Consider the following 16,241-nt stretch of genomic DNA (forward strand, 5'->3'; position numbering starts at 1 on the left):
CGCGGGACCGGCGCCGGCGGCCAGGGCCGGCGGAGTTTCACCGCCTCAGAGCGCGAGGATGGCCTTCGCCAGCGCCATGTCGCTGGCGTCGCGCGCGTCCGCATCCTGCTCGCGCAGGTGCATCAGCGCCGCTTCCAGCTGGGCGCCGCGGATATGGCCGTCGCTGGCGACGAAGGCGGCCGCGTCTTCGCGCGCCTGCATCACCACCTTGTCGTTGCCCGAGGAGCTGTCGGAGGACGCCGAGGAGCCGGCCGATGAGGCGCCGGCCGAGGTGCCGGCGAAGCTGCTGGCCCGGACCGGAGCCGTGGACAGCACGAGAACGGACACGGCGGTGGCGAGACTGGCGATGAGGAGGCGGTTCATTCCGGAAGCATCCTGTCGGAGAGTGGGGGACCGGCGAGAGGATACCCGCAATCGATTGCGCGGGGATGCGACGAGGTTGACCGAATCCCGCCGGATGCGACGCGCACGGGCAGGTGATCCTCGCTCGCTTGGGGACGCCCGTTGCCCTTTGTGATCCGCGCTTTCACGGTGTTGACGGATGGCTGAATCCCACCCCCGCAGGTTCACGTCATGGCGACCGCGCGGGGAGGACGCTGGGATCGGGCCGCGATCCGCGGCGACGCTGCAGAACCCAGGCGATGGCGCTGTCCCATGCCTTCTCCGGCGAGCTTCACTCGACCAAGGTGGCCGCCATCTTCGACGACGACGCGCGGGCGCGGGAGGTGGCGCGGCGGCTGCGGTTGGAGCTGGCCCTGGGACACGGTCAGGTCCGGGTGATCCATCCACGCGACCCGGTCCCGGGACGAAAGCTGGAGCCGGAGGTGTCCGGGATCCGCCGGACCCTGGTCCGCTCGCACCTGACGATGGGCGTTGGCGGCGCGCTGATCGGCGCGGCGTTGTTCGTGTTGCTGCGCGTGACCGGGGTGACGATGATCGTCAGCTCGGCCACGATCTCGCTGCTGGTCCTGATGTTCTACGGCGCGGTCTCGGGGTTGCTGATCGGTGGGCTGGTCGGCCTGCGGCCCGATCACGACGCCTATGTGCATACCGTGCTGAGCGAGGTGCGTCACGGCCGCGCCGCGGTGGTCGTCCACGCCCGCAACGGCGAAGAACGCGATCGTGCCGACGCGATGCTGTCCGCGGCGGGGGCGACGACGGTGACCACGTTGTAGCGGCTCGTGACGCTACGTGAATACAGGTGTCTGAAGGGGGCAGCCGTGACCTGCGGTCACTGATTCGTCACGTGGCCGTTCCGTGGCCGGGGCTACAGTCGCCCGTTGCAGGGGGACCATCCGCTCCATTGCCAAAACGGAGGCGAGGATATGAGTCAGGGGATTCGCACTTCGATCTGTTGGACCTTGGGCATCGCCGCGCTGGCCTGGTCGACCGCGGCCCTGGCCGACTACCGGGTGACCTGCGAGAGCCGCGACAACCGCTATCAGCGATGTCCGTTGAACCAGCCCGGCTACGTGACCATGCACCGTCAGCTCTCCAATGCGCGCTGCCGCAAGGGACGCGACTGGGACTACGACCGTCGCGAGGTCTGGGTGGACGATGGCTGTCGTGCCGAGTTCAACGTGGCGACCTACGGCCACGAGCATCGTCGCGGCTCATCGCACGGCGGCTCCTCCCGTCACGACGACCACAAGGACGCCAAGGTCGCCGCCGGCGTGCTGGTCGGTGCGGCGGTGTTGGGCGCGCTGATCCACAACGCCAACAAGCATGACGCCAAGTACGACGACGAGGGCTACCAGGGCGCGCGCCACAACTCCTACGTACCTGCCTGGATGGTCGGCACCTTCACCGGCTACAACCCGATCCACAACGCCAGCATCCGCATGACGATCAGCCGCGACGGCGAGATGACCGCAGTGGCCGATGGACAGACCCTGCGCGGCTGGGTCAACGGCGGCGAGCTGCATGTTGGCAGCGAGGTGTTCACCATCAGCCAGAGCCGCGACGGCTTCGTGACCTCGCAGGTCGGCGATCGGCACAACCAGGTGCACTACCACCGCACCCGTTGACGACGCAGCGGCGACCGCGTCTTTTCGGCGCGCTAACGCGGTGACGGATACCCTGCCGGTTCCGTCACCGTCCGGGGCTCTGCCATGTCGAACCGAGGCCGGCCACGCGCCAGCGACTTCGATCCGGAACTGTTGCGCTTGTTCGACCAGTACGTGCACGGGGCGATCGATCGTCGCGGCTTCCTCCGCGGCGCCGCGCGGTTTGCGGTCGGCGGCGCCGGCGCGGCTGGACTGCTGGCCGCGTTGACGCCCGATTTCGCCGCCGCCCGCCAGGTCGATCCCGACGATCCGCGCCTGCGGACCGGCTACCGCGAGTATGCCTCGCCGAACGGATACGGCCGCGCCCGCGGCTACCTGGCACGACCGGCGAAGGCCGGGGGCGCGCTGCCGACGGTGCTGGTGGTTCACGAGAACCGCGGCCTGAACCCGCATATCGAGGATGTGACCCGGCGTCTTGCGCTGGAGGACTTCATCGCCTTCGCCCCCGACGCGCTGTTCCCGCTGGGCGGCTATCCCGGCGACGAGGACGCCGCGCGCGCCCTGTTTCCGCAACTCGACCAGGCCCGGACGCGCGAGGATTTCCTCGCCGCGGCGGCGTGGCTGCAGGCGATCGAAGGCGGCAACGGGCGCCTGGGCGTGGTCGGGTTCTGCTATGGCGGCTCGATGGCCAACCATCTGGCCACCCGCCTGCCCGGCCTCGCCGCGGCGGCGCCGTTCTATGGCAGCGCCCCGCCGCTGGAGGAGGTGCCGCGGATCAGGGCCGAGCTGCTGGTGGTGCTGGCCGCCGACGACCCGCGGGTCAACCGCGGCTGGCCCGACTACGAGGCGGCGCTGAAGTCGGCCGGGGTGCGCCATGAACTGTTCCAGCCCGAGGGCACATTGCACGGCTTCAACAACGACACCACGCCGCGCCATCACGAAGTCGCCGCGGCGCAGGCGTGGACGAAGCTGTTGGCGCTGTTCGAGCGCCGCCTGCGCGATCCGGCCCCGACGGCGTCGCCCGCCTGAGGGAAGCCGCGGCGGCCGCTCCGTCGCCTGGTTGGCGGGCTCTCGGCGGGCTCTCGGCGGGCTCTCGGCGGGCTCTCGGCGGGCTCTCGGCGGGCTCAGGAGGAAAAGGCGGCGATCTCGGACTCGGTCAGCGCCGGCGCGACCGCATGGCCGCTTTCGGCAGATACGATCGCCGCTTCCATCACCGCCATCACCGCGATCGCCTGGGCCGGCGGCACCGGATTCGCGCCGCGGCTGCGCACCGCGCGGGCGACGGCGGCGTAGAAGCAGGACTGGTCGCCGGCCGGCGCCGGGACCGGTCGCGGCGCGGACACGCCGTCGTACACCAGCAGCGGGTCCGGGTCGTGTCCCCAGTCGGGGTCGCCGGGGCGTGTTCCGGCCAGCAACTGGGCTTCCTGCGGGTCGGCGGCCGGCTTCGACGCGCTGCCGCCGCTGCCGTGCAGCAGGAAACGGGCATAGCCGCCGGCGGCGAGCATGCCGGCGTGCAGCACGCTGCGACGCGCGCCGTGTTCCAGTACCACGTGGGCCCAGTCCGGGGTGCTGGCGCCCTCGCGCTGCAGTGCGAACGAGGCCATCACCCGGTCGGGCAGGCCGAACAATTGCAGCGCCTGATCGACCAGGTGCGGGCCCAGGTCCCACCACAGCCCGCTGCCGGGACCGGCCTGTTCGCGCCAGCGCAGCCGCACATGCGGACGGAAGCGTTCCAGCCGCGATTCGAGATGCATGGGTTCGCCGACCATGCCCTTATCGATGGCGTTGCGGATCGCGAGAAAGTCGCTGTCCCAGCGCCGGTTCTGGAACACCGAGAGCACCCTGCCGCGCGCCTCGGCCAGCGAGGCCAGCTCGCGCGCGTCGTCGAGCGAAAGGGTGAAGGGCTTGTCCACCACCACGTGGCGGCCGGCCGACAGCGCCGCTTGCGCCAGCGGCACGTGGCTGTCGTTGGGCGAGGCGATCACCACCAGTTCGATCCCCGGCGCGGTGATCGCGCGCAGCGGGTCGGCGATCACCTCGACCTGCGGCAGCTCGGCATTGACCTTGGACGCATCGCCGGAGGCGACCACGCTCAGTGCCAGCTCCGGCACCGCCCGGATCAGCGGCGTGTGGAAGGTCCGGCCGGCGAATCCGTATCCGACCAGGGCGACCTTGACCGGTTCGGCTGAAGCTGGGGCGACGGGCATGGGCAGCGACTCCGCGGGGCAAAACACACAGATTGACACGGTGCGTGACAACGGCACGTGCAGGCGGCCGGGTCGGGGCACATGCCGGCGACGCGCCCGGCTTGGCCGGCGAATTGCGTTCTAGTCAGGAGCCAGGCCGCGACAGGCCGATGCCGCGACGCCCGCGCCCGGCCGGTGTCCTTCCCGAACGTATCGGAGTCCGCACGATGTCAAAGAGTTCCGAACCCCGAATCCTGGCCGAAGCCCGCCTGGGGTCGCTGGACCGGAACATGGATGCGATGGAGGCGGAGATGAGGCGGCTGATCCGTGCCCAGGGCGAGGGGCCGACCCACGCCCGCTGGCGCGGTGCGGCGTCCGAGCGCTTCTGCCGGCAGGTGCTGGATGCGCTGGACTGCTTCCCCGAGGTCCTGCCCGAACCGCTGGACGCCGCCGACGTGCGCAAGATCATCGAGGCCGAGCTGCAGTCGATCGAGCGCCTGCGCCTGCGTCGCGACCGTCTGCACCGGCTGGCCGAGCATGCCGACGAGGTGCTGGCGGCGGCCGGCGGCAACGTGATGGAAACCACGATGGAGGCCTACATGCTGCTGGCCCGCGCCAATCGTGCGCGCGGCATCACCGTGTTGTCGGGCTGGGACGACCTGCTGCCCTGAACCGTCTCCGCCGGACCGCCACGGCCGCGTTCAGCGGCGTCGACGGATCGCGCGGAACGTGGTGCCCAGCCGGGCGGCGGCGTAGGCGGGGTGGCTGTCGCGCAACGAGGGCTCGCGGTCGTCGGAGGGGGCCGGATCGCCCAGCCGCTTCTGTTTGCGTTCGGACATCTCGATCAGCGCCAGGGTGTTGCGGTAGTGGACGCGGGCCCGGCCCCTGTCCGGGCACAGGGTGCGGATGCGATCGCGCAGATCGGAGCCGCGGGTGCGCCGCCAGTGGCGGGGCCAGTCCAGCACCTTGCCGCCGAAATCGCGCGCAAGCCCCGGTTTGAGGTGGCGGTCGAAGTCCAGCACGAAACGCTCGGGGATCGTCTGGTCCATGAACGAGTCGCACAGGCTGGCGCCGATCAGGGTCTGCTCCCGCTCCAGTGTCGCCGCCTGGATCAGCGGCGGCCCCAGGAACAGGCTGCGGGTGGTGTCGAGCAGGGCCGGCCCCATCGCCAGCGCGCCGCGCAACGGCAGGCCCACCTCGATACTGCGGCAGACCAGTTCGTTGCAGACGCTGAGCAGGTTGTCGCAGGGGACGGTGGTGTGCTGCCAGCCCGACTCGGGGTCGCGCGCCAGCCCGGCGCGCGCGGCCGGATCGAGGTCGCGCGACTCCGGCCACCAGCGCGCCGTCCACACCACCACGGAGTCGCTGGCGTAGGCGCCGTCGATGCGGTTGAGGATGAAGATGTCGCCATCCTCGGTCCAGTACGCCGACTCGCGGAAACTCAATTGTCCGAACAGGCTGGCGGAGTTGGCGTTGAAGCGGTCGACCGCTTCGATCAGCCTGCGGTAGCGGTGTTCGATCGCGTCCAGCCCGAGGCGCTCGGACGCCTGCTTGAAGCCGAGAATGTCGAAGAACGCGACGGTGTATTCAGGATGCACCTGGCTGCCCGCTGTCGATCGCTGCCGCCCGACCGGAGCTTCCTTGATACCCCAGGCGTCTAGAGCAGGGCCTCGAATCGGCGCGGGCGCGGCGGGGTTCAGCGCTCGCCGGGAGCGCCCAGCTGTCGCGACAGATCCAGCGTGCCGCTGTCGCCGAAGCGGCGGGTGCCGAACAGACCGCCCTCCAGCTTGCCTTCGACGCGGTAGCGCCAGTCCGGCCGACCCTCGCCGAGGAGTGCGATCTGGCGGGCCATGTCCAGCGCCGATACCGTGACCGGAATGGTCACCACGCTCTCGCCGTAGCGGGGCACGGTGCCGGCCACGTCGCTGACCCCGCTGGCCAGGCGGTGCCCGTTGAGCTCCAGCTGCAGGGCCGCGCCCCGGTAGTCGATCGCGCTGTCGTTGGGGTTCTGGATGCGCAGTTTCACCGCCAGGCGCAGCTCCATGCCTTCGCCGGGCAGGGCCTCGACGCCGGCGACGTCGATGTCCAGCGGGTCGCGGTGGGGCAGGCTGGCGCAGCCGGCCATCAGTGCCAGCGCCATCGCGATCACCGCCATCGCCGCCCGGGCGATCGCGGACCGGTGCCGGGATCGGCGAGGGCGCCGGCAAGCGTGGACGATGGCTTCGGTTTCGCGCATGCGCATCTGCTGCCTCCGCTGTGGCCGCTCGGGCCGTTGTGTGCAGTCTGCCACGCGGTGGCGATACGCGTGCCGCGATTCGCGGGATCGGACAGACCCGGTGATTCCATGTCGACGCCGGCGGGTGTAGCGTTCGAACCACCGGTCGAACGGACCGCCCACGTCGAGGCCCGTCATGCGAATGTCCCACCGAATCGTCCGCTTCACTCTGGCCTGCGTCGCGATCGCGTTGCTGGCATCCTGCGCCACCGGACCGCGGGTGCGCACCGAGCTCGATCCCGAGGCGGACTTCGCGCGCTACCGCAGCTATGCCTTCTACCAGCCGCTGGCGATGGAGGAGTCCGGCTACACCACCTATCTGACCGAGCGGATCAGGGCCTCGGTCCGCCGCGAGATGGACGCGCGCGGCTACGTGTTCGACGAGCAGTCGCCGGACCTGAGGGTGAACTTCCAGGCGGTCGTGCAGGAGAAGACCGATGTCTACAGCATCCCGCGCACCGACATGCAGTATTTCTACAGCTACCGCCATCGCCACTACGTCGCGGTGCCGGTCTGGTACGACCAGGCCCAGGTCAGCCAGTACACCGAGGGCACGCTGACGATCGACCTGGTCGATGCCCGCCGCAACCGGCTGGTGTGGACCGGCGATGCGATCGGACGGGTGGTCCAGCGCAGCCCGCAGGAGCGTTCGGCCGCGGCCGACCAGGCGGTCACCGCGATCTTCGCGCAGTTCCCGTTCGCGTCCGGGACGAGTCCGGGCGCGCCGTAACCGTCACCCGGACCGGGCCACACGCTGCCCGGCCGCCGGCTGCATGGGCGCCCGATTCGGCGCCGGTTGGGGCCGGGCCTGATTCCTAGCGGGCCCGGTCCTGGTCGGGGCTGGCGCTGCCGCTGCCGGCGTGGCGCAGACGGGTGCCGCGCGCCTTGGTCACCGCCAGCACGCCGAAATAGAACACGCCGAACGCGATCACCGTCTGCGGCTTGCTCACCCACAGGCCGCCGCCGGGCAGGGCGGCCTCGGCGACGATCGACGGGGTCATGCCCAGCCGCGGTATCGGCAGGAACACGGTGGCGAAGGCGCCGGCAAGATAGGCCATCACCCCGACCGCCCATTCCGAGTGCATCTGCTGGCGGCGTTGCTCCGGCGGCAATGGCTGGAATGCCAGCCAGGCCTTGCCCAGCACCAGCCAGCCGAATGCCAGCAACGGCCACCAGGCCCGGAACTGCCACGCCCATGCGGCGATGAACAGCAGGTACATGGCGGCGAAACCGCCGACCGCGGCGAGTTTCTTGCGGCGACTGGAGGTGGCGTTCAGCGCGATCGAGCCGATCATCGCCGACGCGTGCAGCAGCACGAACTCGACCATCATCATCAACATGCCGGTGCGGATCGCGCCGGCCCCCGGCAGTTGCGGCGCGATCCACACCAGGGCGAAGAACCCGGCGGTGAGCGCGTCGGGCAGGGCGCCGATCCAGCGCCCGAGGCGGGCGGTCGGCGGGACGGTATTGGTTGACGGCAACGTGAGCCTCCCCGGTCGCACGATACCCGCGATCCTAGCGTCCCCGGCCGCCGGATGTCCGATCGCGGGGGACCGGACTTGCCGGACCGCCGCGTTCGGGCGAGGATGCGGCGCAACCCGACCACAGGCGCGCGCATGACCGCACCCGACAAGCTCTCACCCCAGCGCATCGCTCCGGACAATCCGGTGCTGCGCTTCCTGTTCGGAACCAGCCTGGTCGTACAGATCCTGGTCGGACTTCTCGTCGGCATCGCCCTGGCATGGTGGTGGCCGACGGCCGCGAAGTCGGTCGGCCTGCTCGGGACGGTGTTCGTCTCGGCGCTGAAGGCGGTCGCACCGGTGCTGGTCCTGGTGCTGGTCACCGCGGCGATCGCCAACCACCAGAAAGGCAAGTCGACCCACATCCGTCCGATCCTCGGCCTGTACCTGGCCGGTACCCTGATCGCGGCGCTGGTTGCGGTGAGCGCCAGTTTCCTGTTTCCGTCATCGCTGAAGCTGGTCGAGTCCGGCGTCGAGATGGCGCCGCCTTCGGGCATCGTCGAGGTGCTGCGCACGCTGCTGCTGAAGATCGTCGACAACCCGGTCAACGCGCTGCGCGACGGCAACTTCGTCGGCATCCTGGCGTGGGCGGTGGGGCTGGGCATCGCCCTGCGCCACGCCGGCGACGGCACCCGGGCGATGGTCACCGACCTGGCCGGCGCGGTGACCTTCATCGTGCGGCTGGTGATCCGCTTCGCGCCGCTGGGCATCCTGGGACTGGTCGCGGCGACCCTGGCCGAGTCCGGCTTCGGCGCCTTGTTGGACTACCTGCGCCTGCTGGCGGTGCTGGTCGGCAGCATGCTGTTCGTCGCGCTGGTGGCGAATCCGCTGATCGTGCTGGCGATGACCCGGCGCAATCCCTACCCGCTGGTGCTGACCTGCCTGCGCGACAGCGGCATCACCGCGTTCTTCACCCGCAGCTCGGCGGCCAACATCCCGGTCAATCTCGACCTGTGCCGGCGCCTGGAGTTGCCCGAGGACACCTATTCGGTATCGATCCCGCTCGGCGCGACGATCAACATGGCCGGCGCGGCGATCACGATCACGGTGCTGGCGCTGGCCGCCGTGCATACCCTGAATATCGAGGTCGATCTGGCGACCGCACTGCTGCTGAGCGTGGTCGCGGCGGTGGCGGCCTGCGGCGCTTCCGGCGTGGCCGGCGGCTCGCTGTTGCTGGTGCCGCTGGCCTGCGGCATGTTCGGCATTTCCAACGATGTGGCGATGCAGGTGGTCGCGATCGGCTTCATCATCGGCGTGGTGCAGGACTCCTGCGAGACCGCGCTCAATTCCTCGACCGATGTGCTGTTCACCGCGGCCGCGTGCCGCTCGGTGCGCGCGGACTGAGCGGAAGCGGTATCGCCGAACCAGGCGACAATGACGCGGGAGAGCTCCCGCCGGTCCCTCTCCCGGGGCGGTTTCAACGCCGGGAGAGGGGCGTGTGCGTTCCTAGTTGCTGGCGAACTGGCCGATACCGGTGTCGACCCGGGCGGCGGGATCCACAGCGACGATGTCCATGCGATTGAAGTTCTTCGCGTCCGGGCCCTGCCAGGCGCAGGTGGACAGGGTCGGCGTGGTCGCCATGAAGCACACCGGCAGCACCACGGTGCTGGCGATGCCGGTGCCGTTCACGGTCTCGGGCTTGAAGCGCCAGTCGCGGGCGGCATCGCGGGCGGCGTTGGCGAGGGTGCGCGAGGCGCGTTGGCGCTCGCCGTAGAACGCAACATCGGTGACCTCGCCGCTGGCGTCGACCGCCAGTTGCAGGACCACGATGCCGCCTTCGCCACGGCGCAGCTCGCTGGTCGGGTAGGCCGGGTTGCTGAGACTGGCGACGCCCGGGCCGGTGGTGGCGGAAAGTACCTTCAGCATCCCGTCGGGACCGCGATTGCCGGCGGTGGTGATGCGCAGATAGGTGCGGGTGGCGGCCGGCTGGCCGTCGAACGTGGCAGGGGTGAACGCCCATTGCCCGATGCGTGCTTCCAGTTCCTTGCGCAGTTCCGCGGGCATGGTTTCGGTCGGCTCGATGGCGGTGACCTGGCCGCGGGCGTCGAGGTCCAGCGCGAAGGTGTGGGCGGCCGGCTGACCGGCGTCGGCCGCCTGAGCGAAGAGCGTGGCGCCGGCGGCCAGCAGGGATGCGAACAGAATGGCGTGCTTCATCGAAATCCTCCCAGGCCGCGCGGCCTAACATAAGTGCGTTACGCATGAATGACAGCGCGTTGGGGCCCCGCGTGGGTTACAGGGTTATTTCAATCCAGGCTTTTATTGATCAATGGTCTATTTATGCCGACAAACGGTTGTTTATGCGGCCATGTGCCGATCGCGTGGCGGCGCCCGCCGCGGCCGGGGGCGGGCATGGCTATGCTGTGCTCCGGTCGAAACGACAACGAAAGCGGACGCCGCATGTCATCGCTACAACTGCCTCCGGCCCAGCGGGCGCGACTGGAGGCCGCCTACGCCGAGCCGCCGCGTGCCTACCACCACTTCGGCCACGTGCAGGAAGTGCTCGGGCATTGCCGTGAGGTCGCCGCCGGTCCCGGCTGGCGACAGCCGCGCGAGGTCGAGCTGGCGGTGCTGTATCACGATGCGATCTACGTGCCGGGACGCAGCGACAACGAATCGCGCTCGGCGGCCTTCGCGGTCGAGGAGATCGGACGCTGGCTGCCTGACGCCGGGATCGACGCCGATCGGGTGGCGGCCCTGATCGAGCTGACCGCACGGCACGGCCAGTTCGTGGCGTCGGATTTCGATTCCGACCCGGCGCCGGACGACGTGCGCCACTTCCTCGACTGCGACATGGCGATCCTGGGGGCCGATCCGGCGCGGTTCGACGCCTACGACCGCGGCATCGCCAGCGAGTACCGCGGGCGTGTTCCGGCCTGGCTGTTCCGCCTCAACCGCCGCCGCTTCGTCAAGGCCCTGTTGCAACGCGAGCGGATCTACCTCAGCGAGTTCTTCCACCAGCGCCTGGAGGCGCGCGCGCGCGCCAACCTGCGACGGCTGATCACCCACAAACGCTAGCGGTATCGCGGCTCACGCCGCTCCTACGAGATAGGTATGGATGGCCCAGCCCCCTGAGTCAGGGGGCGATTCGCGCCGCAGGCGCGAGTGGGGGTGTGGCAACGCAACGGTGGGGCCCAAGGTTTGCCCAGCAAACTTTGGGAGATATCCGGGCGCAGCCCGGGAATCGCGGCTCACGCCGCTACTACGGAGCCCGTCCTGCTTCCGAATTTCCCGTAGGAGCGGCGTAGGCCGCGATGGGATTTCATGGGACGGCTATCGCGCCTTATGCCGCTCCTACGGCATGACGGACAATGACGGGCCCGCACGGGGCGATGTCGATCCCCGCGTACCCCGGGTGGATGCGGGCACCGCCACAGTCCCTACAATCGGGGCTGGAACCTCCAACATGCTTCGGGGAAGGGCGCGGATGAACGACGTGGTGATGAGCGACAAAGCGGTCGGGCTGTCGGGCGCCAATTCGAAGTGGCGGGTACTGTTCGCCAGCCTGATCGGCACCACGATCGAGTTCTTCGACTTCTACATCTACGCGACCGCCGCGGTGCTGGTGTTTCCGGCGCTGTTCTTTCCCGCCGGCGATCCGGCTTCCTCGACCCTGCAGTCGTTGGCGACCTTCGCGCTGGCGTTCCTGGCGCGGCCGATCGGCTCGGCGGTGTTCGGCCATTTCGGTGATCGCATCGGGCGCAAGGCGACCCTGGTCGCCGCGCTGCTGACGATGGGGTTGTCGACGGTCGCGATCGGCCTGCTGCCGACCTATGCGCAATGGGGCGTGACCGCGCCCGCGCTGCTGGCGTTGTGCCGTTTCGGCCAGGGGCTGGGGTTGGGCGGCGAGTGGGGCGGGGCGGTGTTGCTGGCGACCGAGAACGCGCCGCCGGGCAAGCGCGCCTGGTACGGGATGTTCCCGCAGCTGGGGGCGCCGTTGGGGTTCTTCCTCGCCACCGGCACCTTCCTGCTGCTGACCGCGTCGATGGACGATGCGGCGTTCTTCGCCTGGGGCTGGCGGGTACCGTTCATCGGCAGCGCCGTGCTGGTCTTTCTCGGCCTGTGGATCCGTCTGCGGATCAGCGAGACGCCGGCGTTCCAGCGCGTGCTGGAACGGCAGGAGCGGGTGAGGATGCCGATGCTGGAAGTGCTGGTCCGGCATCCGCGCGCGTTGCTGATCGGCACCGCCTCGGCGCTGGCGACCTTCGTGCTGTTCTATCTGATGACGGTGTTCGCGCTGAGCTGGGGCACGTCGCAGCTGGGCTACAGCCGCGAGCAGTTCCTGTGGATGCAGATGGCCGGCGTGGTCTGCTTCGGGCTGAGCATTCCACTGGCCGCGCACTATGCCGACCGGGTCGGACGCCGGCGGATGATGCTGCTGGCGACGCTGGCGATCATGCTGTTCGGCCTGGCGTTCGCGCCGTTGTTCGTCGCCGGCAGCGGCGTCGGCGTCATGCTGTTCCTGGCTCTGGGGCTGGGCATCATGGGCCTGACCTACGGACCGCTGGGGACGATCCTGGCCGAACTGTTCCCGGCCGAGGTGCGCTACAGCGGCGCTTCGCTGGCGTTCAACCTGTCGGGCATCTTCGGCGCCTCGCTGGCGCCGTACGCGGCGACCTGGCTGGCCGCTCACCATGGACTGGGCGCGGTCGGCGCTTACCTGGTCGTGGCCGCGGTGCTGACCCTGCTGGCCCTGCTGGCGGTGCCGCGTCGGCTGCACGACTAGGGCGCGGCACGGGCGGTCGGCGGCTTCGCCGGCGCCTGTGTCAGGCGTGTGACCGTATTCATCCGCCGGTGCCGTCAGCGCCGGGCGTCATGGCCGGCATGCAACCTGTCTGTCATCGCATCGACATAGCCTTCCGGGATGAACATCCTGATGCTGTCGGACGTCTATTTCCCCCGTGTGAACGGGGTGTCCACTTCGATCCGTACATTCGCCCAGGCGTTGCTGCGGATGGGGCACAAGGTGACCCTGGTCGCGCCCGACTACGGTAGCCACGACAGCGACGGGGAAGGCGGCGATGACCCGGCGCAGGCTCCGGCCGCCAATGACGACCTGGCGGGACTGGAATTGATCCGGCTGCCGTCCAGCGTGATCTTCTTCGACCCCGAGGACCGCCTGATCCGGGCGTCGGCATTGCGGCGGATCCTGCCCAGGCTGGCGGCGCGCAGCTGGGACGTGGTGCACATCCACACCCCGTTCCGCGCGCATCGGCTCGGCGTGCAGCTGTCGGAGTTGACCGGGGTGCCAACGGTCGAGACCTACCACACCTATTTCGAGGAGTACGTCGCCCACTACCTGCCGTGGCTGCCGGGCGCGCTGCTGCGGATGGGCGCGCGTCGCGCGTCGCGCATGCTCTGCCACGGCGTCGATCACCTGATCGTGCCGAGCCGGCAGATGGTCGAGGTACTCGATCGCTACGGCATCCAGACGCCGTCGACGGTGATCCCGACCGGCATCGACCTGGACGAGTTCAAGGGCGGCGACGGCGAGGCGTTCCGGCAGCGCTACGGGATCGATCCGGCGCGACCGACCCTGGTGACGGTCAGCCGGCTGGCGGTGGAAAAGAACATCGGCTTCCTGATCGACGTGGTCAAGCGGTTGGTGCCGGAGTTTCCGCAGCTGCTCTTCATCATTGCCGGAGAAGGGCCGGACGCGCCGCGGCTCAAGCAACTGGTCCAGCGTCAGGGACTGGGCGACAACGTGCGCTTCTTCGGCAATCTCGATCGACGCGGGGCGCTGTTGGATGCCTATCGTGCCGGCGACGTGTTCGTGTTCGCCTCGCCGACGGAAACCCAGGGGCTGGTGCTGACCGAGGCGATGGCGCTGGGCGTGCCGGTCGTCTCCACCGCGGTGATGGGGACCGCGACGGTGTTGCGCGATACCCGCAGCGCGGTGATCAGTGGCGAGGACGTGGGCGAGTTCGCCACCCACGTGGCCGGCTTGCTGCGCTCGGAGCAGCGCCGCGCCGAGCTGTCGGCGCTGGGCCCCGGCGATGCCGCCGCCTGGAGCACGACCACCTTGATGGGGCGCGTGGTCGGCCTCTATCAACAGCTGATCGACGAGGTCTGAGCGGCCGCGTGGGCTTGCGGTCGCGCGCATGCGGCGCGACCATGAACCCTCGATATTGCTTGAGGTTCAATGCGGGCGATGGGCGTGCAATCGGAACTGAGTGTCGGCGAACTCGCCGAACGCAGCGGAGTCGCGGTGTCGGCGCTGCACTTTTACGAGACCAAGGGGCTGATCCACAGCCGCCGCACGGCGGGCAATCAACGCCGCTACGGTCGCGACACCCTGAGACGGCTGGCGGTGATCCGGGTCGCGCAGAGGGTCGGCATCCCGCTGGCGACGATCCGCGACGCGCTGGCGACCCTTCCGGACAATCGCACGCCGACCCGCAAGGACTGGATGCGCCTGTCGACGCGCTGGCGCGACGAACTGGACGAGCGCATCCATCGGCTGACCCAGTTGCGCGACAGCCTCGGCGGTTGCATCGGCTGCGGCTGCCTGTCGCTGGACCGGTGCCGGCTGGCCAATCCCGGCGACCGCCTGCATGAGAACGGTGCCGGCGCGCGACGCTGGGAGGAGGACTGAGGCGCGAGAGACCATCGCCGGAACGCCCGATCGCGGCTCGCGCCGCTCCTACGAGACGGGGATGAGTGCCACAGCCCCCTGAGTCAGGGGGCGATTCGCGCGCAGCGCGAATGGGGGTGTGGAAGCGCAACGGTGGGGCCCAAGGTTTGCGAAGCGAACCTTGGGAGATATCCGGGCGCAGCCGGATATCGTTCCCCCTGAAGTCAGGGGGCGATTCGCGCAGCGCGAATGGGGGTGTGGAGGCGCAACGGCAGGGCCCAAGGTTTGCGAAGCAAACTTTGGGGATTCCCGGGCGCCGCCCGGGGATCGCGGCTTACGCCGCTCCTACGGGAAGAGGCGCATGGGGCGCATCGGCAGGGCCCAGGGTTTGCGCGGCAGACTTTGGGGATTCCCGGGCGCCGCCCGGGAATCGTGACTGCGCCGCTCCCGCGGATGGGCTCAGTGGGTGAGCCGGCCCAGGGCGTGATCGAGGACCCGCTGCAGCTTGCGGGCGGCACCGGATACCGCGGAGGCGACGCTGTCGGCATCCTCGGAGGCGGTCATTGGCGGCAGGCCCTCCAGGCGCGCTTCCATCATGCAGTGCTTGTCGTTGCCCCCGGTCTTGCCACCGTTCTTGTCCCGCACGTGGACCTCGATCCGGGTGACCTGGTCGCCGAAGCGGTCGAGCGCGCTGGCGACCGCGGATTCGACGTGACGGGTCAGCGACTCGTCGTGCTGGACATGATTGTCGGTATTGATCTGTACCTTCATTGCGCCTCCATCTTCTTGTTGTCGGCTTGCGATTGGCGACGGGGCGAACCGTTTCGCACCCGTGCCGCACCACCTTGGCAGTGCCCACATTCAGACAACGCGAAGAGCGCCCGGTTCCGGCGCCGGCACCGGCGACGTTCAGCGCCCGGGACGTGCCGGCGGCGTAGAATCGGCCGATGTTCGTCAATATCGCCGCCTACCATTTCACCCCGATCGACGACCCGGACGCACTGTCCGGGCACCTGCGCGGCCTGGCCGCGGCCGGCGGGCTGCGCGGCACCGTGCTGGTCGCCGCCGAGGGCATCAACCTGTTCCTGGCCGGCACCGCGGCGGCGATCGACGGTTTTCTGGATGGCTTGCGCGCGGACCCGCGTTTCGCCGCGATCGAGGTCAAGTACAGCCACAGCCGCACGCAGCCGTTCGCCAGGCTGAAGGTCAAGCTCAAGCGCGAGATCATCGCGTTCCGGCGCGAGGATGCCTCGCCGCTGGAGGGGCGCGCGCCGACGGTGGCGCCGGCCGAATTGGCGCGCTGGCTCGACCAGGGCCACGACGACCGCGGCCGGCCGGTGGTGATGCTCGATACCCGCAACCGCGAGGAGGTCGGCCACGGCAGTTTCGCCAATGCGCTGACCCTGCCGATCGACAATTTCACCGACCTGCCGCAGGCACTGGCGCCGCACCGGGACGCGCTGGCCGACGCCACCGTGGTCAGCTTCTGCACCGGAGGCATCCGCTGCGAGAAGGCGGCGCTGTGGATGCGCGCGACCGGGATGGACAACGTGCTGCAGCTCGACGGCGGCATCCTCGGGTACTTCGAGCAGGTCGGTGGCGCGCACTACGACGGCCGCTGTTTCGTGTTCGACGAGCGGGTCGCGCTGGACCCGGCGCTGCGGCCGCTGGTCGACGGCGCGA

General features: G+C 69.7%; 18 protein-coding genes. 11 read left to right on the forward strand and 7 right to left on the reverse strand.

Annotation, left to right across the window (positions count from 1 at the left end; all coding sequences use genetic code 11):
* Positions 1-45: 45 nt before the first annotated feature.
* Positions 46-363 (reverse strand): DUF2388 domain-containing protein, encoded by a 318-nt coding sequence (locus FKV24_RS03655; protein WP_111266598.1) that lies wholly within the window; start codon positions 361-363, stop codon positions 46-48.
* A 278-nt stretch (positions 364-641) separates the two neighbouring features.
* Between FKV24_RS03655 and FKV24_RS03660 the strand changes: the two genes are divergently transcribed.
* The 3 genes from FKV24_RS03660 to FKV24_RS03670 all read left to right on the forward strand — a co-directional run bounded on the left by FKV24_RS03660 (position 642) and on the right by FKV24_RS03670 (position 3,035).
* The gene (locus FKV24_RS03660) at positions 642-1,175 is read left to right on the forward strand and encodes a riboflavin biosynthesis protein RibA (RefSeq protein ID WP_141481320.1); all 534 of its coding nucleotides are present in this window, start codon (positions 642-644) and stop codon (positions 1,173-1,175) included.
* Between the two features lie 150 nt (positions 1,176-1,325).
* Positions 1,326-2,027 carry a DUF3011 domain-containing protein gene (locus tag FKV24_RS03665; RefSeq protein WP_141481330.1) on the forward strand — a complete coding sequence of 234 codons (702 nt, stop codon included), beginning with the start codon at positions 1,326-1,328 and terminating at the stop codon, positions 2,025-2,027.
* Positions 2,028-2,111: 84 nt separating this feature from the next.
* Entirely contained in the window at positions 2,112-3,035 is a 924-nt protein-coding gene (locus FKV24_RS03670; protein ID WP_141481332.1) for a dienelactone hydrolase family protein, read from the forward strand.
* A 95-nt stretch (positions 3,036-3,130) separates the two neighbouring features.
* Here FKV24_RS03670 and FKV24_RS03675 read toward each other — a convergent pair whose 3' ends face one another.
* Positions 3,131-4,213 (reverse strand): oxidoreductase, encoded by a 1,083-nt coding sequence (locus tag FKV24_RS03675; RefSeq protein ID WP_141481334.1) that lies wholly within the window; start codon positions 4,211-4,213, stop codon positions 3,131-3,133.
* Between the two features lie 206 nt (positions 4,214-4,419).
* Here FKV24_RS03675 and FKV24_RS03680 point away from each other — a divergent pair, with 206 nt between their 5' ends.
* Positions 4,420-4,863, forward strand: coding sequence for a hypothetical protein (locus FKV24_RS03680; RefSeq protein WP_141481335.1), 444 nt, complete (start codon positions 4,420-4,422; stop codon positions 4,861-4,863).
* Between the two features lie 30 nt (positions 4,864-4,893).
* Here FKV24_RS03680 and FKV24_RS03685 read toward each other — a convergent pair whose 3' ends face one another.
* Together FKV24_RS03685 and FKV24_RS03690 are read right to left on the reverse strand one after the other, a co-directional pair.
* Entirely contained in the window at positions 4,894-5,790 is an 897-nt protein-coding gene (locus FKV24_RS03685; RefSeq protein ID WP_111266592.1) for a hypothetical protein, read from the reverse strand.
* A 98-nt stretch (positions 5,791-5,888) separates the two neighbouring features.
* The gene (locus FKV24_RS03690) at positions 5,889-6,428 is read right to left on the reverse strand and encodes an LEA type 2 family protein (protein WP_170288200.1); all 540 of its coding nucleotides are present in this window, start codon (positions 6,426-6,428) and stop codon (positions 5,889-5,891) included.
* A 181-nt stretch (positions 6,429-6,609) separates the two neighbouring features.
* On the opposite strand from FKV24_RS03690, the gene FKV24_RS03695 reads away from it, so the two are divergent.
* Positions 6,610-7,197 (forward strand): DUF4136 domain-containing protein, encoded by a 588-nt coding sequence (locus tag FKV24_RS03695; RefSeq protein ID WP_249040903.1) that lies wholly within the window; start codon positions 6,610-6,612, stop codon positions 7,195-7,197.
* An 85-nt stretch (positions 7,198-7,282) separates the two neighbouring features.
* Here the strand turns inward: FKV24_RS03695 and FKV24_RS03700 are convergent, their stop codons facing one another.
* Complete coding sequence (locus FKV24_RS03700) at positions 7,283-7,948, reverse strand: hypothetical protein (protein WP_141481337.1); 666 nt, start codon at positions 7,946-7,948, stop codon at positions 7,283-7,285.
* Between the two features lie 135 nt (positions 7,949-8,083).
* Here FKV24_RS03700 and sstT point away from each other — a divergent pair, with 135 nt between their 5' ends.
* Positions 8,084-9,331 (forward strand): serine/threonine transporter SstT, encoded by a 1,248-nt coding sequence (gene sstT, locus FKV24_RS03705; protein ID WP_111266588.1) that lies wholly within the window; start codon positions 8,084-8,086, stop codon positions 9,329-9,331.
* A gap of 102 nt (positions 9,332-9,433) precedes the next feature.
* On the opposite strand, the gene FKV24_RS03710 is transcribed toward sstT, so the two are convergent.
* Positions 9,434-10,141: a TonB family protein gene (locus FKV24_RS03710; protein ID WP_141481338.1), complete on the reverse strand. Its 708-nt coding sequence runs from the start codon at positions 10,139-10,141 to the stop codon at positions 9,434-9,436.
* 243 nt (positions 10,142-10,384) lie between these two features.
* Between FKV24_RS03710 and FKV24_RS03715 the strand changes: the two genes are divergently transcribed.
* From FKV24_RS03715 to soxR, 4 genes are all read left to right on the forward strand, one after another.
* Positions 10,385-11,002 carry an HD domain-containing protein gene (locus tag FKV24_RS03715; RefSeq protein WP_111266586.1) on the forward strand — a complete coding sequence of 206 codons (618 nt, stop codon included), beginning with the start codon at positions 10,385-10,387 and terminating at the stop codon, positions 11,000-11,002.
* 424 nt (positions 11,003-11,426) lie between these two features.
* The gene (locus FKV24_RS03720; RefSeq protein WP_111268072.1) at positions 11,427-12,710 is read left to right on the forward strand and encodes an MFS transporter; all 1,284 of its coding nucleotides are present in this window, start codon (positions 11,427-11,429) and stop codon (positions 12,708-12,710) included.
* A gap of 138 nt (positions 12,711-12,848) precedes the next feature.
* Positions 12,849-14,057 (forward strand): glycosyltransferase, encoded by a 1,209-nt coding sequence (locus FKV24_RS03725; protein ID WP_141481340.1) that lies wholly within the window; start codon positions 12,849-12,851, stop codon positions 14,055-14,057.
* Positions 14,058-14,135: 78 nt separating this feature from the next.
* Complete coding sequence (soxR, locus tag FKV24_RS03730) at positions 14,136-14,579, forward strand: redox-sensitive transcriptional activator SoxR (RefSeq protein WP_283016199.1); 444 nt, start codon at positions 14,136-14,138, stop codon at positions 14,577-14,579.
* A 438-nt stretch (positions 14,580-15,017) separates the two neighbouring features.
* Here the strand turns inward: soxR and FKV24_RS03735 are convergent, their stop codons facing one another.
* Complete coding sequence (locus tag FKV24_RS03735) at positions 15,018-15,329, reverse strand: HPF/RaiA family ribosome-associated protein (RefSeq protein ID WP_141481342.1); 312 nt, start codon at positions 15,327-15,329, stop codon at positions 15,018-15,020.
* Positions 15,330-15,505: 176 nt separating this feature from the next.
* Here FKV24_RS03735 and FKV24_RS03740 point away from each other — a divergent pair.
* Positions 15,506-16,241 (forward strand): sulfurtransferase (locus tag FKV24_RS03740; protein WP_141481344.1); only part of this gene is annotated, 736 nt, incomplete at its 3' end.

Source organism: Marilutibacter maris, assembly GCF_006546735.2.
Classification (GTDB): Bacteria; Pseudomonadota; Gammaproteobacteria; order Xanthomonadales; family Xanthomonadaceae; genus Marilutibacter; species Marilutibacter maris.

Bases quoted from the DNA above. Each gene is read 5' to 3' on its own strand.
- FKV24_RS03675 (WP_141481334.1), bottom strand. From the start codon at position 4,213: ATGCCCGTCGCCCCAGCTTCAGCCGAACCGGTCAAGGTCGCCCTGGTC.
- FKV24_RS03710 (WP_141481338.1), bottom strand. From the start codon at position 10,141: ATGAAGCACGCCATTCTGTTCGCATCCCTGCTGGCCGCCGGCGCCACG.
- FKV24_RS03665 (WP_141481330.1), top strand. From the start codon at position 1,326: ATGAGTCAGGGGATTCGCACTTCGATCTGTTGGACCTTGGGCATCGCC.
- FKV24_RS03660 (WP_141481320.1), top strand. From the start codon at position 642: ATGGCGCTGTCCCATGCCTTCTCCGGCGAGCTTCACTCGACCAAGGTG.
- FKV24_RS03735 (WP_141481342.1), bottom strand. From the start codon at position 15,329: ATGAAGGTACAGATCAATACCGACAATCATGTCCAGCACGACGAGTCG.
- FKV24_RS03680 (WP_141481335.1), top strand. From the start codon at position 4,420: ATGTCAAAGAGTTCCGAACCCCGAATCCTGGCCGAAGCCCGCCTGGGG.
- FKV24_RS03720 (WP_111268072.1), top strand. From the start codon at position 11,427: ATGAGCGACAAAGCGGTCGGGCTGTCGGGCGCCAATTCGAAGTGGCGG.
- FKV24_RS03715 (WP_111266586.1), top strand. From the start codon at position 10,385: ATGTCATCGCTACAACTGCCTCCGGCCCAGCGGGCGCGACTGGAGGCC.
- soxR (WP_283016199.1), top strand. From the start codon at position 14,136: ATGGGCGTGCAATCGGAACTGAGTGTCGGCGAACTCGCCGAACGCAGC.
- FKV24_RS03725 (WP_141481340.1), top strand. From the start codon at position 12,849: ATGAACATCCTGATGCTGTCGGACGTCTATTTCCCCCGTGTGAACGGG.
- FKV24_RS03670 (WP_141481332.1), top strand. From the start codon at position 2,112: ATGTCGAACCGAGGCCGGCCACGCGCCAGCGACTTCGATCCGGAACTG.
- FKV24_RS03690 (WP_170288200.1), bottom strand. From the start codon at position 6,428: ATGCGCGAAACCGAAGCCATCGTCCACGCTTGCCGGCGCCCTCGCCGA.
- FKV24_RS03655 (WP_111266598.1), bottom strand. From the start codon at position 363: ATGAACCGCCTCCTCATCGCCAGTCTCGCCACCGCCGTGTCCGTTCTC.
- FKV24_RS03695 (WP_249040903.1), top strand. From the start codon at position 6,610: ATGTCCCACCGAATCGTCCGCTTCACTCTGGCCTGCGTCGCGATCGCG.
- sstT (WP_111266588.1), top strand. From the start codon at position 8,084: ATGACCGCACCCGACAAGCTCTCACCCCAGCGCATCGCTCCGGACAAT.